Annotated in this window: 11 protein-coding genes and 2 pseudogenes; 10 read left to right on the top strand and 3 right to left on the bottom strand. The window is 45.3% G+C overall.

The features are described 5' to 3' along the window. Nucleotides 1–32: 32 nt before the first annotated feature. From C8R34_RS01250 to C8R34_RS01225, 6 genes are all read left to right on the top strand, one after another. Entirely contained in the window at nt 33–1,016 is a 984-nt protein-coding gene (locus C8R34_RS01250; protein ID WP_110337046.1) for a lysylphosphatidylglycerol synthase transmembrane domain-containing protein, read from the top strand. Between the two features lie 22 nt (nt 1,017–1,038). Continuing rightward, complete coding sequence (gene wecB, locus C8R34_RS01245; RefSeq protein WP_309146166.1) at nt 1,039–2,205, top strand: non-hydrolyzing UDP-N-acetylglucosamine 2-epimerase; 1,167 nt, start codon at nt 1,039–1,041, stop codon at nt 2,203–2,205. Next, nucleotides 2,205–3,191 (top strand): polysaccharide deacetylase family protein, encoded by a 987-nt coding sequence (locus tag C8R34_RS01240; RefSeq protein WP_110337043.1) that lies wholly within the window; start codon nt 2,205–2,207, stop codon nt 3,189–3,191. The genes wecB and C8R34_RS01240 overlap by 1 nt, the downstream gene beginning before the upstream one ends. Continuing rightward, complete coding sequence (locus C8R34_RS01235; RefSeq protein WP_110337041.1) at nt 3,184–3,990, top strand: glycosyltransferase family 2 protein; 807 nt, start codon at nt 3,184–3,186, stop codon at nt 3,988–3,990. The genes C8R34_RS01240 and C8R34_RS01235 overlap by 8 nt, the downstream gene beginning before the upstream one ends. Then, nucleotides 3,983–5,350: an NAD(P)/FAD-dependent oxidoreductase gene (locus C8R34_RS01230; RefSeq protein WP_110337039.1), complete on the top strand. Its 1,368-nt coding sequence runs from the start codon at nt 3,983–3,985 to the stop codon at nt 5,348–5,350. The genes C8R34_RS01235 and C8R34_RS01230 overlap by 8 nt, the downstream gene beginning before the upstream one ends. A gap of 535 nt (nt 5,351–5,885) precedes the next feature. Continuing rightward, on the top strand, nt 5,886–7,712 hold the full coding sequence (locus C8R34_RS01225) for a hypothetical protein (protein WP_110337037.1): 1,827 nt from the start codon (nt 5,886–5,888) through the stop codon (nt 7,710–7,712). Nucleotides 7,713–7,797: 85 nt separating this feature from the next. On the opposite strand, the pseudogene C8R34_RS16785 reads toward C8R34_RS01225, so the two are convergent. Then, nucleotides 7,798–8,138, bottom strand: a pseudogene (locus C8R34_RS16785) (IS3 family transposase); the annotation flags it as partial. Between the two features lie 404 nt (nt 8,139–8,542). Here C8R34_RS16785 and sucC point away from each other — a divergent pair. From sucC to dacB, 4 genes are read left to right on the top strand one after another with little or no spacing between them, the layout of a single operon-like run. Further along, nucleotides 8,543–9,706: an ADP-forming succinate--CoA ligase subunit beta gene (sucC, locus tag C8R34_RS01220; RefSeq protein ID WP_110337035.1), complete on the top strand. Its 1,164-nt coding sequence runs from the start codon at nt 8,543–8,545 to the stop codon at nt 9,704–9,706. 39 nt (nt 9,707–9,745) lie between these two features. Next, nucleotides 9,746–10,621 (top strand): succinate--CoA ligase subunit alpha, encoded by an 876-nt coding sequence (gene sucD, locus C8R34_RS01215; RefSeq protein WP_110337033.1) that lies wholly within the window; start codon nt 9,746–9,748, stop codon nt 10,619–10,621. Nucleotides 10,622–10,655: 34 nt separating this feature from the next. Beyond that, a complete protein-coding gene (locus tag C8R34_RS01210) occupies nt 10,656–10,964 on the top strand; it encodes a hypothetical protein (protein ID WP_110337031.1) in 309 nt (102 codons plus the stop codon). Then, a complete protein-coding gene (dacB, locus tag C8R34_RS01205; protein WP_258364296.1) occupies nt 10,946–12,430 on the top strand; it encodes a D-alanyl-D-alanine carboxypeptidase/D-alanyl-D-alanine-endopeptidase in 1,485 nt (494 codons plus the stop codon). Before C8R34_RS01210 ends, dacB begins: the two co-directional genes overlap by 19 nt. 201 nt (nt 12,431–12,631) lie before the next feature. Here the strand turns inward: dacB and C8R34_RS01200 are convergent. Continuing rightward, a pseudogene (locus tag C8R34_RS01200) lies at nt 12,632–12,895 on the bottom strand (transposase); the annotation flags it as partial. 147 nt (nt 12,896–13,042) lie between these two features. Continuing rightward, on the bottom strand, nt 13,043–16,975 hold the full coding sequence (locus C8R34_RS01195) for a galactose oxidase early set domain-containing protein (RefSeq protein WP_110337025.1): 3,933 nt from the start codon (nt 16,973–16,975) through the stop codon (nt 13,043–13,045). Nucleotides 16,976–17,521 lie beyond the last annotated feature (546 nt).

The raw sequence follows: 17,521 nt of genomic DNA, 5'->3' as shown, positions 1-17,521 counted from the left end.
ATCTTATTTATACAGTAGTATTTAAAAATTCTATGACGATAAACACTCGATTTAAATGGATAATACTAGGTATCGTCATAGGGCTTATCTTTCTCTGGCTATCACTTCGTGGTACTGATATTCACTCGATGTTAGAGAGTCTCTCGACTGTTCAACTTTTGCCAGCCATAATAGTCTTAGTGGCTGGAATATTATTCATGTTGGTGAAAGCTTGGCGCTGGTCAGTTATTTTGGGACCAGTAGCACCTGTAAAAATGTCATTGTTGCACTCTGCAGTCTATATAGGCACTGCAGCTAATCTGATTGTGGCTCATTCAGGGGAAATTCTCAGGGCTGCATTGGTTGGACGCAGATCGCATGTTGCATCGAGTGCTATTCTCGCATCAATAGGAGTCGAACGAGTTTTTGACTTTATGGTAGTAGTAACAATGTTTGGAGTTCTTCTGATTATAAATCCAGAACTACCAGAGTATGTTGCTGCAGCTGGATTTATTGCTTTATTCATGGTAGTGGTAGGTTTGATAATAATCGTATCGATATTTATACCTTCGAAAACCCGAGGGCGCTTAGCAATGCTGGTTGTTCGTTTTTTGCCGGAGAAACTGTCGGAAATAATTATACGTCAGCTTAAACGTGGTCTTATAGGTTTTTCGGCTTTGGGAAGTGCATCTACATTGCTTAATACTTTCTTACTTTCTCTTTTACAATGGAGCTGTATTGTTGGTGCAATCTGGCTAAGTGCTATTTCAGTTGGTTACACGGCGACACTCTCAATGGTAATTACGGTATGGATACTCATGGTAATTGGTCTCACCTTGCCATCATCGCCAGCGCAATTGGGTACGATACAACTAGCTTTTACGCTAGGTCTCTCGTTTACACTTAGCGAGACACAGATCCCCTTCGCGGCTTCGGTTATTTACACTTGCTGCGTGAATATACCTTACATGATTATTGGTGCAGTATGCTGGTTAAGATCTGACGGAATCAACGTACGACCCAAAAAAGTACAATAAAAATCCTACTAGGAGAGGATTAGTGGTGACTATAAAATCAGCGCCTAATAACAAAGTTAGGACAATTCTCACGCTCTTTGGAACTCGTCCGGAGATAATTAAGTTGGCACCTGTTATTTGGGCTATTGAGCGACGTAAAGATGTGTGGCGAAGTGTTGCTGTTTCGTCTTCCCAACATACGGATCTGCTGCGTCCCTTTATACGCGAATTTAATATAAGCATCGACTACGATTTAGCAGTTATGACACCTAACCAGACACCAAGCTCTGTGTTGGCGCGGATTGTTGAAGCGATGGAGCAGTTGCTCTTAGCTAAAAGACCCAATTTGGTCTTGGTTCAAGGTGACACAACAACAGCAATCGCTGGTGCATTGGCTGCCTTCTATGCACGCATACCCGTGGCTCATGTTGAAGCAGGTTTGCGCACAGATAATCGCCATAGCCCATTTCCAGAAGAGATGAATCGTCGTCTTATTACTCAATTGGCGGATCTTCATTTCGCCGCCACTTCGAAAAATGTTGACATATTGCTTGCTGAAGGCGTTAAGAAGGAGTGCGTAGCACTGACCGGCAATCCGGTTGTTGATTCGCTTCAGCATGTCTTGCGGCGTTCAACCGCTTCTCCAAAGCTTTCTCAATTGCTTGATAGCATTTCAAGTAAGCATCTGATTGTACTCACGACACATCGCCGAGAAAATTTTGGGCAGGTGATGTCTTCACACTTGAAGGCTTTACGACGTTTTGTAAAGCGACATCGAGATGTTGAACTTGTTTTTCCGGTGCACCCGAATCCATCGGTGCGTGCCGCAGTCGATGCGGAGTTTTCTGGAGCTGAACGAATTCACTGTATTGAGCCGCTCGAGTACACTGATTTCTTACACCTACTTTCACGCGCATGGTTAGTGGTTTCTGATTCAGGTGGTGTGCAAGAGGAAGTGCCTTCATTGGGTAAGCCACTGTTAGTGCTGCGCGATACAACGGAACGACCCGAAGTGCTTGAGTGTGGTGTTGGACGACTTGTTGGTCACTCAGGGGAGCGTCTCGAAGAAATGCTCGAAACAGCACTTGTTGATCAAGCATGGTTTGATACCGTGCGTACAACAGAAAATCCATTTGGCAAAGGTGATGCTGGAGAACAGATAGCTTCAGCCATTGCGCAGTTTTTTGCTGCGGATAAAGGGGATACCTGATGACACGAACTTCCGTTATCCAGTCCGGAAAGCCATTGGCGAGTCTGTCGCTGGACTTAGATAATGAGTGGGCTTATCTGAAAACTCATGAGGATCCAGCCTGGGAATCTTATCCCTCTTATCTGAATGTCGTCGTGCCACGTATACTTCATGCACTCGAATGTCGCAGCTTGCGAATTACGGTATTTGTAGTTGGTCAGGATGCGGCTCTCGAACACAATCATGAAGCCTTAGCGCAGCTCGCGAGAGCCGGCCACGAAATAGGCAATCACTCCTTGCGCCATGAGCCTTGGCTGCACTTGTTTTCTGAGCAAGATCTTGAACAGGAGTTGGCAGAGGCTGAACAGCACATCCAAGTTGCGACCGGTCAGAAGCCGATAGGTTTTCGCGGTCCTGGCTACAGTCAATCAGTCACTCTGCTGCGCGTATTAGCCAGACGTGGTTATGCTTATGATGCCAGCTCATTGCCAAGCTTTATTGGCCCAATTGCTCGTGCTTATTATTTTGCTACCGGGCAATTTAGCCCAGAACAACGTGAGCGACTCAATCGTTTGTTTGGTAGTTGGAAAGATGGACTCCGGCCACTCAAACCTTATCGCTGGCATTTTGATGAGACTTCCTTGTTAGAGATGCCTGTAACAACTTTCCCAGTCTTCCGCATTCCCATTCATTTAAGCTATGTGATGTATCTGGCCGGGTTCTCGATAGCATTGGCACACATTTACTTTAACACAGCGTTATGGGCGTGCCGACTGTTTGGTGTAGAGCCATCGATATTGCTGCATCCACTTGATTTTCTGGGGGGAGAGGATGTGCCTCGATTGAAGTTTTTCCCCTCTATGAGGATGACCGGAGAACAGAAAATTGCTATTGTTGAGCGATGTCTCGATAGCATGGTACGCCTTTTTGATGTTCGGCCAGTTGGCGAACATGCGGCTGTTGTCGCTACTCGTAGCAATTTGATGGATGTCAGATTAAATGATTGATGACAAATTTATTGTTCAATGGCTAGGAGAAAAAATGCTGGATAAAAAAATTACAGTCATGATGCCTGCATACAATGAGGAAAGGGATCTTCCCGTATTACTGGATCGTATCAAGCATGCCTTGGAAGGATGGGCCAACTATCGAATTCTTATCGTCGATGATGGTTCGCGCGATAAGACAGCACAGATCGTATGTGATGCATCAGTGCAGATGCCGGTGGAATTAATACAACATCCGAGAAATATGGGATTGGGTGCAGCCATGCGCACAGGTCTTAAGGCCGCGGCACAAAGCAGCGATATCGTCATTACACTGGATGCGGATAACTCTCAGGATCCGGAATTGATGAAAAGTATGGTGGAACGGCTGGAGGAAGGTTTTGATGTAGTGATTGCTTCCCGTTTTCAGCCAGGTGCTCAGGAAGTTGGTGTGCCCCCATTCCGTGTATTTCTGAGTCATCTATCGAGTGCGGGAATTCGCACGATAGTTGGTTATCCAGGGGTGCGTGATTACACTTGCGGATTTCGTGCTTACCGCGGTGAGACATTGCGTAATTTGATCGACACATTTGGTGATGACAATTTCATTCGTGAAAATGGTTTTTCCTGTATGTTCGAGTTATTGTTGAATTTGCGGTCAATACGCGCTCGTATCTCCGAGGTACCACTTGTTCTTCGTTATGATCTTAAAGAAGGCGCCAGTAAAATGCGCATTCTGCGCACGATGTGGCGTTATGTAATTACACTGGGGCGCGGTTTGCTGCCAATCTCTTGGCGCGTAACATCAAGACATGAGTGACTCTTCAGTGTTAAAAGTGACTAGCGATACTGGCACTACCAATGTGTCAAAAACTGTTGGTGCGACATGGGATGTTGCGGTGATTGGTGGCGGAATCAGCGGGTTGGTGACAGCTTACTGGCTTGCCAAGACGGGTGCACGCGTGACCGTTTATGAAGCATCTGATCAGCTTGGTGGTTTAGGTACTTTCTTTCAGTATCGAAACGTTTTTCTGGAGCGGTTTTATCATTGCATGTTACCAAGTGATCGGCACCTGCTAGGTGTACTACGTGAGCTGGGGCTCGTTGATCAGGTATATTGGAAAGAGACTAGCTTTGGGTTCATGCGTGATGGAAGATTGTATGGTCTCAATACACCGCTCGAACTGTTGCGGTTCAGCCCTTTGTCCTGGGTTGATAGGATACGTGTTGGTTTGACTGGTTTGTGGGGAAGTATTTGCTCACCCAATGGATTGGATGATGTGACTTGTGTTGAGTGGTTAAGTCGGCTTTCCGGGCGTCGTGCCTTTGAGACCTTTTGGAAACCGATGCTGCAGGCTAAATTCGGCGATCGTTATCATGAAGTTCCTGCCCTTTGGTTTTGGACACGTTTCAATCGTGAAAAGGGGGGGAAGCGTGAGCGTAAAGGGTATATTCGTGGCGGTTATCGGCGCATTATAGAGGCCTTGGTCAAATCAATCGAAGCACATGGCGGTATAATTAGGCTACAATCACCTGTGGAGAAACTGGATCTCACAGAAAACAAACAGCTTGCGGTTTGTGTGTCACAAAGCGTCCCGCAGGTGTTTGATCGTGTTGTCGTTACGACTCCCATTTCCTTTCTACGCAAGGCAATGGCAGGTGGTCAACTAGCCAGTGTTGCTCAACAAATTGATGTTGGAATCGACATGCAAGGCGTAGTGAATGCCGTATTTATGTTGCGACGTGGATTTACAAAGCATTACTGGGTTGCGGCGATCGATGAAGAAATCCCATTCCAAGGTATTGTTGAGAGTACGACTCTACTTGAGAAAATCGATACTGCAGGTGTACACTTGGTTTATTTGATGAACTATGTGCATCGTACAGACTCGCGTTTTCACCAGAGTGATGCTGAGATTCTGGAAGCATACATGGCAGGATTAAAGCGGCTTTTTCCGGATTTTCAGGATGAAGATGTGATTGATCGATTTGTATTTCGGGCACCATTCGTGGAACCACTTTACACCACAGGTTATCAACAACGTAAACCGCCTACAGTTTTGCTTCCAGGAAAATTATACTTGGCTACGACTACTCAAGTCTACCCAGAGGTTACCTCTTGGAATGGTGCGATTGGCTTAGCCCGAGAAGTTGTTGATGAATTACTCAGCGAAATATAGCGAAGACTAATGGTGAGAATTGATTGGGTAAAGTAATCGAGCAAACTCTAATTGTTGTAGTTCAAGCTTAATAATGAAAATTCATTCCATAGCGTTCGTTTATAGAATTGCTGATAATTCAGTATATGCTTGATGGTAGTTGAAGTACATATAGATTTTTATCGCTGCGGTCATTATTCTTGTATATGGATAATGCAGTTATGATTCTTGGCGACGTTTGGTAGCTTAATCAAGATTATAATCTTACTGGTGTATTTGCTGTTCCCGCCAATGTATTTTTCCGGTTGAGTCGTAAAAATAAGTACATTAGGATGAATTGCAATATAAAATTCATCTATAACCAAAGATCGTTGGCAGCGACGCGATTTTTAAGATCATACGATTATTGTGCCCAGAGTAATCATAAATATCAATGCGCTATCTCCATTGTTGTATTTGTAAACATAGAGTCAAACTTGCTGATCCTGAAACTCATATTGATCGATCAAACGATCAAATTAGACCTAATCGGCAGGAGGAAGTTTTTTGAATTCGAATGGAAGCGCATCATTCTTCGGCACTTGCAGCCAGGAAGAATATTACTTTGAATCCCGAATCGCACTTGCACAATACTGACAAATTTAGCAAATTTTCAGCATGGTACTCGCCACGTACTTTCTGGATGCTGCCGATAGTATTTTTTATAGCACTGTTGTTTCATTTTGATTTGGCCCCACTTGAAGAGACTCATTGGGACGCACCGATCTACGTTCAGCTTTCCAAGCGAGCTGCAGAAACAAATATACTTGCTGATTATCGCGAACACGCTCAAGATATTCAACTTGGTCCAGGCGATGACGCGCATTGGTATTTCACCCGGATTGGTCACATTCTTTTACTCGGTGAGATTACTAAGCTATTTGGCACTACTGAAACTGCGCTTATAGCAATGCAATGGCTATATCGGGTTTTCATGGCTCTGGGTGTTGTGCTGTGTGTGGTACTAGGCTTGCGCTTGGTTAACTTTTTGCGACCCGAGAAACCAGATTCTATTTGGTGGATAGGGTACTTTATTGCAGCGGTTACCTATATTGCTTCCGATAGTTATCGTGGACTTCAAGGCCATTTGGTTAGTGAGCCTCCAGCATTTTTAACTTTAGTTTCCTTTACCTTGGTATCGCTGAGAGCTGTTGAGGATCGATCTTTAGTAGTTGGAGCTTGTGCTGGTAGTTTATTATTTTTACTGTTCTTTATTCGGATTGATGCGACTCTTCCAGGAATGATTTTCCTGATTGTATTGTTGACAACAATAGTACTACTGAGAAAATATGAAGCCTTACCAAGCATCATCGTTGCTGGTTTAGTTTCATTAGTTTTGTATTTGATGTATGCATGGTGGTTTTCTCCATTAGTTAATCCACAAACCTTGGCGAATTTTTCCTCTGCTGCAAAGGAAATGTTTCCTGGAGTACCAGCTAAGGGCTTGTTTGCCATTATAATTGCTGGCGGTTTGCTGTGGGTAGGAGCCTGCGTGGCGATACCGATGCTGTGGCGTGATCCTGTTGTTCGTTTTGCAACAATGTGGCTTGGATTGGCATTGTTGCCTTTGGTAATTGATAGTTTGAATGGACGCTCAATTCAAGCGCGCATGGCTTTTTTTGTTGTGTTGCCATTACTGATTCTGTCCGGTGAGGGGTGGACTTGGATTTTGAGGAGTTGTATAAAGCAACACAAGATTCGTTCCTTAGTAGTCGCTTTGGGAGTTGTGATAATACTAGCATTTGCTCCTTACTCGTTGATAATGCAAGAAGCCCGCAACTTTGCAATTAATCATCTGCCACCTGAGATTCAGAAATATCTATTCGTTTCGTTGGTAAAAAGTGGCGCTATTGGACCAGCCTTATATTATCAAGACCCAAAGCTGGGTTTGCTCGTTCGTCCGATGTATGAGCGCTGGACTGTGGAGTATTCAAAAGCGCGAGAAATAGGGGATTATCTGTATGATCCTGAGCGTCCCGCTTATTTACTATGGCCAAGAGCTCGATCGACCGGTCATCAGCATTCACTCCAAGGTTACATAAGATTGTTTCAGTATTTTGGTAAAGAACATACACAAGATGGTGATTTTATACTGACTAAGCTTCCGAACAAGGTTAGTGTTGAGTCTTGCACTGAGCAAATGCCAACAAAGCTAGAGCCGGTGATTTTTTGCTCAACCTTCGATCCAAGGGACTTGGATATTTTGCGAAGAAATAAAATTCCTTTGTATATTCTCGGCGCCGATGGTTATCCAATGCCAAATATGCCTCCGCTGAAACTTACAGTTTTATTATCAATACCGCCATTTGTACTGTATGAAATTGCTAGTAGCCGAGACGAGTAGATAAAAGTACCGAGTATAATTCGGAGAATTCCAGGGGTAATTCTCCCATTATTAACCGAAGTTAGAAGTAGAGGTTAACACCCTAATCCAACTCCCGATAAATACGGTAAACACGCTTGTGGTTCCAGGCAAAGCCCTCCACATTGCGCAAATACAGAAAGCATAAGCCAGAACCCCAATTTCGCTGATTGTGTGTCAACCGCAGCAGCCAATCAGCAATAATACGGTTATCAGCACTGAGCCCAAGCCGGTAACGATAGCAGGTTTCGCTGATACCATAGATATCGTAGGCTAGGCGGATACTGTCTTTCTTTGCTTACAGCCTGTTTAGCCATGTCGCGCCGCTGCCAGGGCGCTACCACTTTTTTCGAGCGCTTCCTTGCGTAACTCCGATTCTAACCGCTCTTCAGCATACTTATTTTGTATCAACAATCGGATTGGGTGGAGAGATGGTTAGGGAATACATCCGTAATCAAGAGAAGGAGGACAAACATTATGACCAGCTCAAACTTGGTAGCCGATGCTGCCTTTAGGTAGCATCGGCTTTCGCCTCTTTTTGAGGGGCTAACAAATATAAGCCTCCGGCTTTGCCGGAGGTGATTTAACTAAAATAGCAAAAAATGGATAAACGACGCACGATCCGTTGCAGAGCATAATCCTATCGCTGAATGGTTGAAAGTTTAACGCATAAGGCATATTGTTGTAATGTACCTATAAGCAGAGTGCATTGCACCGTATTTTTTATTTGGTAATCCGTAAGTTACCAGATAAATGATTAAGATATACTGCTAATATTGGCATGTGATCGACATACTGATAAGGATGTATTGATGAAAATTCACGAGTATCAGGCAAAAGAGATTTTGCAAAAATATGGGGTTGTCACACCGAAAGGCATAGCTTGTTTCAGTGTTGACGATGCGGTAAGCGCTGCGCAGCAACTGGGTGGCGGGGTATGGGTGGTCAAAGCGCAGATTCATGCCGGTGGGCGCGGTAAGGGTGGCGGGGTGAAAGTGGCCAAATCATTGGAGGAAGTGCGGCAGCGCGCGAGCGAAATTTTAAATATGCACTTGGTTACCCATCAGACCGGTCCGGAAGGACAGGTGGTGCATCGGCTTTTTATCGAGCAGGGCGTGCATATCGAGAAGGAATTTTACGTTGGTATGGTGGTGGATCGACGTCAACAGCGTGTGTGTTTGATGGCGAGTTCGGAAGGCGGCATGGAAATCGAAAAGGTGGCCGCTGAAACTCCGGAGAAGATTCATAAAGTGTTTATTGATCCGGTCGCGGGATTACGCGAGCAGGAAGCGCGAGACATTGCCATGAAAATCGGCATACCTGCACAAAGTTTGCCGCAAGCCACCTTGCTATTGCAAGGGTTATATCAGGCTTTTGATGAATCCGATGCGTCGTTGCTGGAAATCAATCCGCTGGCATTGACCGCTGAAAAACAGGTGATCGCGCTTGACGCCAAAATGAATTTTGACGATAGCGCATTGTTTCGCCATCCCGAGATTATCGCACTGCGTGATCTGGATGAGGAAGATCCGATTGAAATTGAGGCATCCGAGCACGAGTTATCGTATATTCCACTGGACGGCAATATTGGTTGCCTGGTCAATGGCGCGGGTTTGGCGATGGCAACGATGGATATCATCAAATTGTATGGTGGTAACCCAGCCAATTTTCTCGATGTCGGCGGCGGAGCGAACGCTGAGAAAGTCACTGAAGCGTTTAAATTGATGCTACGTAACACCAAGCTGCAAGCCATTCTGGTGAATATTTTTGGCGGTATTATGAAATGCGATGTCATTGCGCAGGGTGTGGTAGCGGCGGCCCGCGATGTGAGGCTCGCAGTACCGCTGGTGGTGCGGTTGGAAGGTACCAACGTGGATCTGGGCAAAAAAATTCTGGCAGACTCCGGTTTGACCATCACCTCGGCGGATAACATGGCCGATGCGGCACAAAAAGCGGTTAATGCCGCCAAAGTTTAATAATTTTAAGCGTGATTATCCATTGAAGGAGTAGTGGTCATGTCCATCCTGATCAACCGTAACAGCCTTGTCATGACGCAAGGCATTACCGGTAAAACCGGGCAATTTCATACCCGCATGTGCCGCGAATATGCGAATGGCAAAGCGTGTTTTGTCGCCGGCGTCAATCCGCGCAAACCGGGCGAGAATTTTGAGGGCATTCCGGTGTATGCGACGGTCAAGGAAGCCAAACAACAAACTGGCGCCAATGTTTCAGTTATTTATGTACCGCCGCCATTTGCTGCTGCAGCCATTGATGAAGCAGTCGAAGCCGAACTGGACTTGGTGATTTGTATCACCGAAGGTATTCCGGTGCGGGATATGATCCGCACTCGCTATAAAATGCAGGGCAAGAAAACCCGTCTGATTGGCCCAAATTGTCCGGGAATCATCACGCCGGACGAAATCAAGATCGGCATTATGCCGGGATACATCCATAAAAAAGGTCGTATCGGCGTGGTTTCACGTTCCGGCACGTTGACTTATGAAGCCGTGGCGCAGTTGATGGAACTCGGATTGGGGCAATCCACGTGTATCGGCATCGGTGGTGACCCGGTCAACGGACTCAAACATCTTGATGTGATGCAATTATTCAATGATGATGATGAAACCGATGCCGTGTTGATGGTGGGCGAGATTGGCGGCACCGATGAAGAGGACTGCGCACGCTGGGTAAAAGATCACATGCAAAAGCCGGTAGTCGGATTCATTGCCGGCGTGACAGCGCCGCCCGGTAAACGTATGGGGCATGCCGGTGCGATTATTTCCGGCGGCAAGGGCACAGCGCAGGAAAAATTGGAAGTATTGGCGTCATGCGGCATAAAGGTCACGCGTAATCCCGCTGAAATGGGCAAGTTATTGCAATCGGTTTTATAGTCTGGTCTCTGGATAATTTCTGAGGGTATTGAGCATGCGTTGTCGTTTATCGTTTTTTATCATCTTGGTCGCGCTGATTGTTTCTGCGTGTAGCGGAATGCCAACCAAACAGCCGCTCCCCGCTAAAAAACCGGAACGTCAGACAGGCCCGCTACCTGAAAGTGCAAAACCGAAATACAACCTGACCGGCTATCCGGTGAGTACCCAGCAAGGCTATATTGATGGCTGTGAAACCGCTAAAAGAACGAGTTGGGCTTTTAAGGACCTCAATCGCTATGACAAGGACGATCAATATCGCATGGGGTGGGATGATGGGTTTGCGATGTGCAAGTTGAAGAAATGATGAGCGCGGGGGTATTGTTTAGCGTGCCCCGGATTTATCAACATCTCGGTTCATTCGTTCTGTTGCTTGGATTCACGGCTGCCGCATGTGCCGGTGAATTGCCGTTCATAGTCAAACAAAAACTGCACCAGCTGGTCATTCCGGAAACCGCACTGGGTGTGTATGTTCAGGAAATCGGTGCAAGCCAGCCGATGGTGGCGGTCAATGCGGATGCGGCCATGAACCCTGCATCCGTGATGAAATTGCTGACAACGTATGCCGGGCTGGAGTTGCTGGGACCGGCGTATACCTGGCCGACCCTGCTATATGCCAACGGCAAAATGACTGACGGTGTTTTACACGGCGATCTGGTCATCAAAGGGTATGGTGACCCGAAGCTGGATCTGGAGAATTTCTGGTTGCTGATGCATCGTTTGCGTCAAACTGGGTTGTATGAAATCAGAGGTAATCTGATTCTGGATCCTACGCATTATGATATTCCCAACGATGATCCGGGCGAGTTTGACGGACAACCTTACCGTACCTACAACATCCTTCCGGAAGCGTTGCTGATTAATTACCGAACATCCACTATCCAACTGTCTCCGCAGCCTGAAAAGAATACAGTGCGTGTCGTGATTGATCCATTAGCGGATTCTTTGCGCGTACAGAATCATTTAAAACTCACGCAAGGCGCGTGTGGTAATTGGCGCGATTTGTTGGCGATTGACGTCATAGCCGATAAAGAAGACAAAAATAACGTTACGGTTGTTCTGAATGGGAATTTTTCCAGGCAGTGCGGAGAGCAATCGGTCATGCTGAGTCTGCAAGACAGCGCGGTGTATACCCGTGACTTGTTTAAGCGCCTATGGGCGCAGCAGGGTGGTCTGTTTCATGGTGACGTGGTTGTGGGCCAGGCACCGCAAGGCTTGACGCCGTTGAAGATTTATCAATCTCCACCGCTGGCGGATATCATCCGTGGCATCAATAAATTCAGTAATAACATTGCGGCACGCCAATTGTATTTAACGTTGGGCACAGGTGATGCGGTCATTAACAATGCTCCGGCTACGTTGGCCAAGTCTGATGCGGCAATCCGCAGATGGTTGGCAGGTAAGCAATTAAGTTTCCCGGAATTGGTGGTGGAGAACGGCTCCGGGTTATCGCGCAAGGAACGAATCAGTGCGCGCCACATGGGGCAACTTTTGCTGGCGGCTTTTGACAGTCCGGTGATGCCGGAATTTATGTCATCGTTGCCGATTGCAGCAGTGGACGGGACTTTAAAAAATCGTTTTATCGATTCGCCGGTTAAAGGCATGGCGCACATGAAAACCGGGGCGTTAAACAATGTTAGAGCGCTCTCCGGTTATTTGCTGGATCACAAAGGGCGACGCATGGTGGTCGTTTTTTTTGTCAATCACGATAAAGCCGGACAATCGCGGATTGCGATGGATGCGTTGGTGCGCTGGGTTTATGATCGGCCTTAGCTTATACCAGCAATGAATTGGAATATTTGGTTTGTTGCTTTTAGTTTGCTTATACCATTATTTTCGATCAGTTTAGTAAATGACCTTACGACCTTACTACTATCCCGTTACTTTCAAAGTAGAGACATCTGAATATTGGAGGCGTGATAAGGTTAGGTGGAGCACCTCGCAATAAAGCCATCAAGTCGCGTTTTTCAAATTCATCACGGCATTTTTGCGCGCTCCAATAAAAGATTTAATCTTCAGGTTTTGCTTAATCCATTTGAAGAACAATTCCACTTGCCAGCGTGCCTTGTAGATATCAGCGATGGTTCTGGCAGTGAGCTTAAAATTGTTGGTCAGAAAGATGTAATGTTTGTCTGTAGTGATATCCCGGTAACCGACACGGCGAAGTTGATTCGGACATTTCTTTGCTGCCTGGATACTTGTCAGTCTGATAGTTTGATCGCTGGTCAGGTCTTTGTTCTTCAAAACCGGTTTGAATCATATTCTGCTTCTCCAGTTTTAATTACCTTTGCGATCAGAAGTAATTCACCATTTAATATTTCTGATCGATAAGGCAATTAAGCAAAAATTTATTTACTATAAGGTGGTTATATATTTCAAGAAAGATTATTTATAACATTTGACCAGACTAAATGCATACATCGAAACAAGTGCAATTACACTTGAAATGACAATTGCTTCAGTTCTTATAACTACACCAAAAAGTGTAAGACCAAGACCTAATATACTCAGCGCAATGACTGAACCAAAAAGCACGCTGGAAAATACTCGGCAGATAAATTTTATGGGGCAATGGTGTTTCCAATATTGGATCAAGCCAGCACTTAAGACAATAGCGACAGTTAAAAACGGTAGAACAATATTTACCGAAAACAATCCAATGACAATCAAAGTAATCGCTACGCAAATAGCGATCATCCAACCTATTTCTGCATGACAGTCTTGATTGGAAGTGTTGCTAGAGCCATCGTCGGGTGCTGGTGTTCCAAAACCATTTGTAGGGAAACGATCACCAGGTTTCCACTGAATTGGGACGTAAGGTTTGCCTGTGCCATCTGGGTTTGGGTTTATATTTCGAGAATTTCCACCTAGAGCATTAACGCGTGCTGATAGGTGCGGAATCAGCCGTTTAAATAATGGGTACCAACGATCTGTAGGGCTTAGCGAGTTCGCAATATGTCCCATAAACGAGAGTTGTCGTTCCGCTTCCGGTAACAGAAACGATGCTTTTGAAACCGGCATCTCGATGGTGATGCTACCAATAATTCGGTTTGTTATGCCGCTCACTTGTCGTATCGTCGCACGATATATCTGACCTTCGACGATGCCTTCAGGGAGGATCACAGAAATTAATACAGGAATCCGTTTTTCTCGATCACCAGGAATCGGTAGCCATGCGCAGTCTCCAACATTAAACCGAATGGTTTTATCGTCAAGAATTGTAAACACTGGCGTACTGACACGTGTATGCAGCATCGCTTGAATATCGGCTGTATTAATATCGGAGAAGTACAGCGCGATTTGTGTATCACGTGGCAAATTATTCCAATCGAAAAACAACTCGTCGGGACGAATGGCATGTCGATGAACCGCAAAAGCATGATGATTTTCTCTCCATTCAAACAAAGGAACAATATCTTTTTTAGATATTCGCGACGGTGCAATTTCAAATGTATGCATAGCTGTACGTGAATCCTTTAAACCTGGGTTTTCAAGTCCAATAATTGCGAGATTCCGTTGAGCAAGGTTGTCACTATCTGATGGACCTGCACCAATACGAGTAGGATCTCCATCGAAATACACTTCAGCAACCAAACAGTTATGCCAGCTTCGTATTAAATCTCGAATAGCTAGTGATGAGCTTTCATCAAATGGCCCATTACCACTAGGAGATGCCGGAAAGCGCTTAGTTGGTAAATTAATGTCGAGGAAGCATCCAAAATAAGCTACCACCTCCGCACCAGATGAATTTGGGGTTATGGTTTGAATATCGTAGTTTGGATCTAAGACTTGAGAATCCATTCCATTAGCACCAGCTTGGCCATTAATCGTTTCTATACGAGGTGCATTGAAGAACGGAATACTAACAATTTCTCCGCCGGATATACCTAACAGAGGCACTGGTGATGGACCTAATGTTCGGCGATACAAGGTATTTTGATCGAATTCTAAACCTGTTGCTGCTACATTACACATTCGGAAGAAACAACGAACGTCTTGAGCCGCCGTGGTAATCGCTCGATATCGAACACGAGCGATGACGAAATTGAAAGAAGGTAGCGGAGGCGAGCCTGCCATATAGGCACCATCAAGAGTCGCATCTTCCCCATCAACTGGCAAAGAATCGAAACTTTCGGTACCGCTTCGCAAACGATTTATTGCTGTTCGAACAAAATCCCAAGGTCCTGTACCAGCTGAATTTAAACTCACTCCAAGTCGCGATTGTCCCATACGAACTTTGAATACTCGTACATCGGTTGATAACCACGCTGGATTTTGTATGACCGGGTTGATATCGATCATATATGGATTGGGTGATTTACTGAGCTCAATAATGCTTGTACAGCTATGTCTACCTAGTGAGAATCTAATGACTAGTTCGCGCCGAGGGTCAGGCCAACCTGAAAATACTCCCATTGTCTCAAAGATGATATCAAAGGCATAAGTAATGCGTGTGGGTATTTCCGGTTGCGGTGGATTTGTTTCGGTGTAACGCCTGGAAAACTGCAATCGAACTTGATTCGCTGGAAGTGTTCCACTTCCAGCACGCCATTCGATAGCATAAGTTGGTATCCCAGAAAGCTCAGAATCGATGAATCCATCGAAATCAACATACAGGGCATTGCTAAATTGAGCGTTATTACCACCACCAAGTGCTTGCACTTCCTCTACAGAAAATGTTGAGCGGTCCGCTATAACACGGCAGGATAAATGTGCTACGCGCAAAAATCGTGCGAGCTTGCATGGATGCCCATTGGTATCGATGATCCATAGCATATAGTAGCCAGGGGGAGCAACGTTACCGTGAGGTGGCATACGTAGACGTATAGTATTACCAGTATGTGAAATAATTTGTAGCCCAACATAACGCTGATCATTATCGGTAGAGTGTGTAACTGAGCTATTACGAATGATAGCTGCACGAGCTACGGTACCCGCATTCCGATCAATCCTAACTTCAAATTCTTCACCATAGCTAATCAATCTAGGTGCAGCTTGAATTTCAATGCGATTTGGTGCAGCGATGTAAGGGGGTTCATATAGTTCAATTTGTTTAATGCCCACAACATCTGGATTTCCGCTGCTGGCATTAACATTGCCCCCAGCAACCCAGACTTTACCATTCGGTAATAAAAGTGCTGTCGAATGGTAATTTCGCACATTAATTGCATTCGATGAGTCTGCCTGCCAAGTACCAGGGCCATTGCCATAAGTGTTATTGCTCCAATTAATATCCGGTGTATAAATTTCTGCTTGCAGGACTGGATCTTCTGGATTGATCACATGTACCCCTCCTACAAAGCAAACTTGGGCTGTTGGTAATAAAATTGCATTGCCATATGTTCTGCGCCGTGCTGCTAATGAAGCACTTCTCGTACCCGCATCTACCCACATTGGCGATGCAGCATCGGTGTCAATCCATCGTGGTATATTTTCGTTCCAATACATACATCGAGCATTGTACTGTCCATTACGGGGCAATAGAGGGAGTAAGACACCGGGATAGTCCCAATTCACATGAACTCCATCAGGAAGTGAAGCTCGTGGCGTTACGTATTGGGCGGTTGCCACATCAAATGCGGTTGAATAATGAGGCCCATCCGAACCATCCATTTGTGTAGTGAAATTTGTAGGTAATGGTGTTGATGAAAATATTTTACCGTTGGGTAATACATAAGCACGAGGAAAAAAAAGAAATCTACGTCCGTCTTTATTTGGTTCTCCTAGTTTCGCCATCTCACCAGGAAGGTTAATCCACTGCTGTGAATTAGGGAAGAATCGCTCAGGCAGAGTATTTCGATGGCGGGAGTCATCGCGGTCAAGGTGACCGAACATTGCAACAGCTGAGCCGTCTCCCATTGCAACTAATCCGGGATACCAACGCCCCCCAGAACGTGACACGCCCGGCTGTACCGGATTACGATTGAGTCGTGTCGTCTCAATCCACTCACGCTGGATATGATTATAACGCCAACAACGACTGTGCCCAAGAAATGGTAAGTCATGAGCATGGCCGTCATTATCTACTGGCCACTCGCTGGTACCACCCGCAATCAGTAGACGGCCATCACCAGTAAATACGTGATGCGCACAGAATACATCCGAATCTGGCGATTTAACCTGACCTGGCACAAGTAAGTGCGAGGCAACGTCATAGACACGAGTTTTTTTCCACGAGTTATTGCCAGTACTTTCTTGTTGTGCTGACCAATGCTCGTCGCCTCCAAACAAAACTACTTCACCTTGTAAGCCGTTTGGTACGAGTGCAGCATGAACTGCAAGGATCTCACTTGATATTTGATTCGGATTCCATGGCATAGCATACCTCCATTATAATTTGAGTGACAAATGTCTTTATATATGTACGAAATATGCTTTTCCTTTTAGAAAACGGTGCTTATATAAGTGTTTTGTTAATTTGCTCTTTAAATTCGTACCAAAAGAATCATATAGAATCAGAATAATTTTCGATGTGATAAAAATCACTTTGTGTGCTTCAGTGGTATATACATCACAAGACACCGATTTTGATCAATTTTCTTGGTTATGATCCTGTTAATTACAATCCTAATTCGATTGCTGAGTTTTTGTTAGCTAAACGGAGAGTGTTGGGGTGGAATCAGAAAATCACCGTCCGAAAATTAGGGATTGATCCTTGCACATGGTCAAATTGGGAGTGTGATGGAACGATTATGAGTCATAATCACCGATACCTAGTGGCTTTGTGACGGGAGCTTTGTTATATGATGCTGATGGTAGTGGTGCTACGGCCGCAGTACAGGTTGCAATACTCAGTGCTGGGTTGGTCATGACCAGCGCGGAGATTGTAGTAATTTAAGTTGATAGAATAAGGGAGGCCGTTGA

The organism is Nitrosomonas sp. Nm84, from assembly GCF_003201565.1.
Classification (GTDB): Bacteria; Pseudomonadota; Gammaproteobacteria; order Burkholderiales; family Nitrosomonadaceae; genus Nitrosomonas.
This window is presented reverse-complemented; position numbering and strand designations above follow the sequence as displayed.

What these genes read in the sequence shown, in the direction of transcription:
- C8R34_RS01250 (WP_110337046.1), top strand. Translation starts at nt 33, where the DNA reads ATGACGATAAACACTCGATTTAAATGGATAATACTAGGTATCGTCATA.
- C8R34_RS01240 (WP_110337043.1), top strand. Translation starts at nt 2,205, where the DNA reads ATGACACGAACTTCCGTTATCCAGTCCGGAAAGCCATTGGCGAGTCTG.
- C8R34_RS01235 (WP_110337041.1), top strand. Translation starts at nt 3,184, where the DNA reads ATGATTGATGACAAATTTATTGTTCAATGGCTAGGAGAAAAAATGCTG.
- C8R34_RS01230 (WP_110337039.1), top strand. Translation starts at nt 3,983, where the DNA reads ATGAGTGACTCTTCAGTGTTAAAAGTGACTAGCGATACTGGCACTACC.
- C8R34_RS01225 (WP_110337037.1), top strand. Translation starts at nt 5,886, where the DNA reads ATGGAAGCGCATCATTCTTCGGCACTTGCAGCCAGGAAGAATATTACT.
- sucC (WP_110337035.1), top strand. Translation starts at nt 8,543, where the DNA reads ATGAAAATTCACGAGTATCAGGCAAAAGAGATTTTGCAAAAATATGGG.
- sucD (WP_110337033.1), top strand. Translation starts at nt 9,746, where the DNA reads ATGTCCATCCTGATCAACCGTAACAGCCTTGTCATGACGCAAGGCATT.
- C8R34_RS01210 (WP_110337031.1), top strand. Translation starts at nt 10,656, where the DNA reads ATGCGTTGTCGTTTATCGTTTTTTATCATCTTGGTCGCGCTGATTGTT.
- C8R34_RS01195 (WP_110337025.1), bottom strand. Translation starts at nt 16,975, where the DNA reads ATGCCATGGAATCCGAATCAAATATCAAGTGAGATCCTTGCAGTTCAT.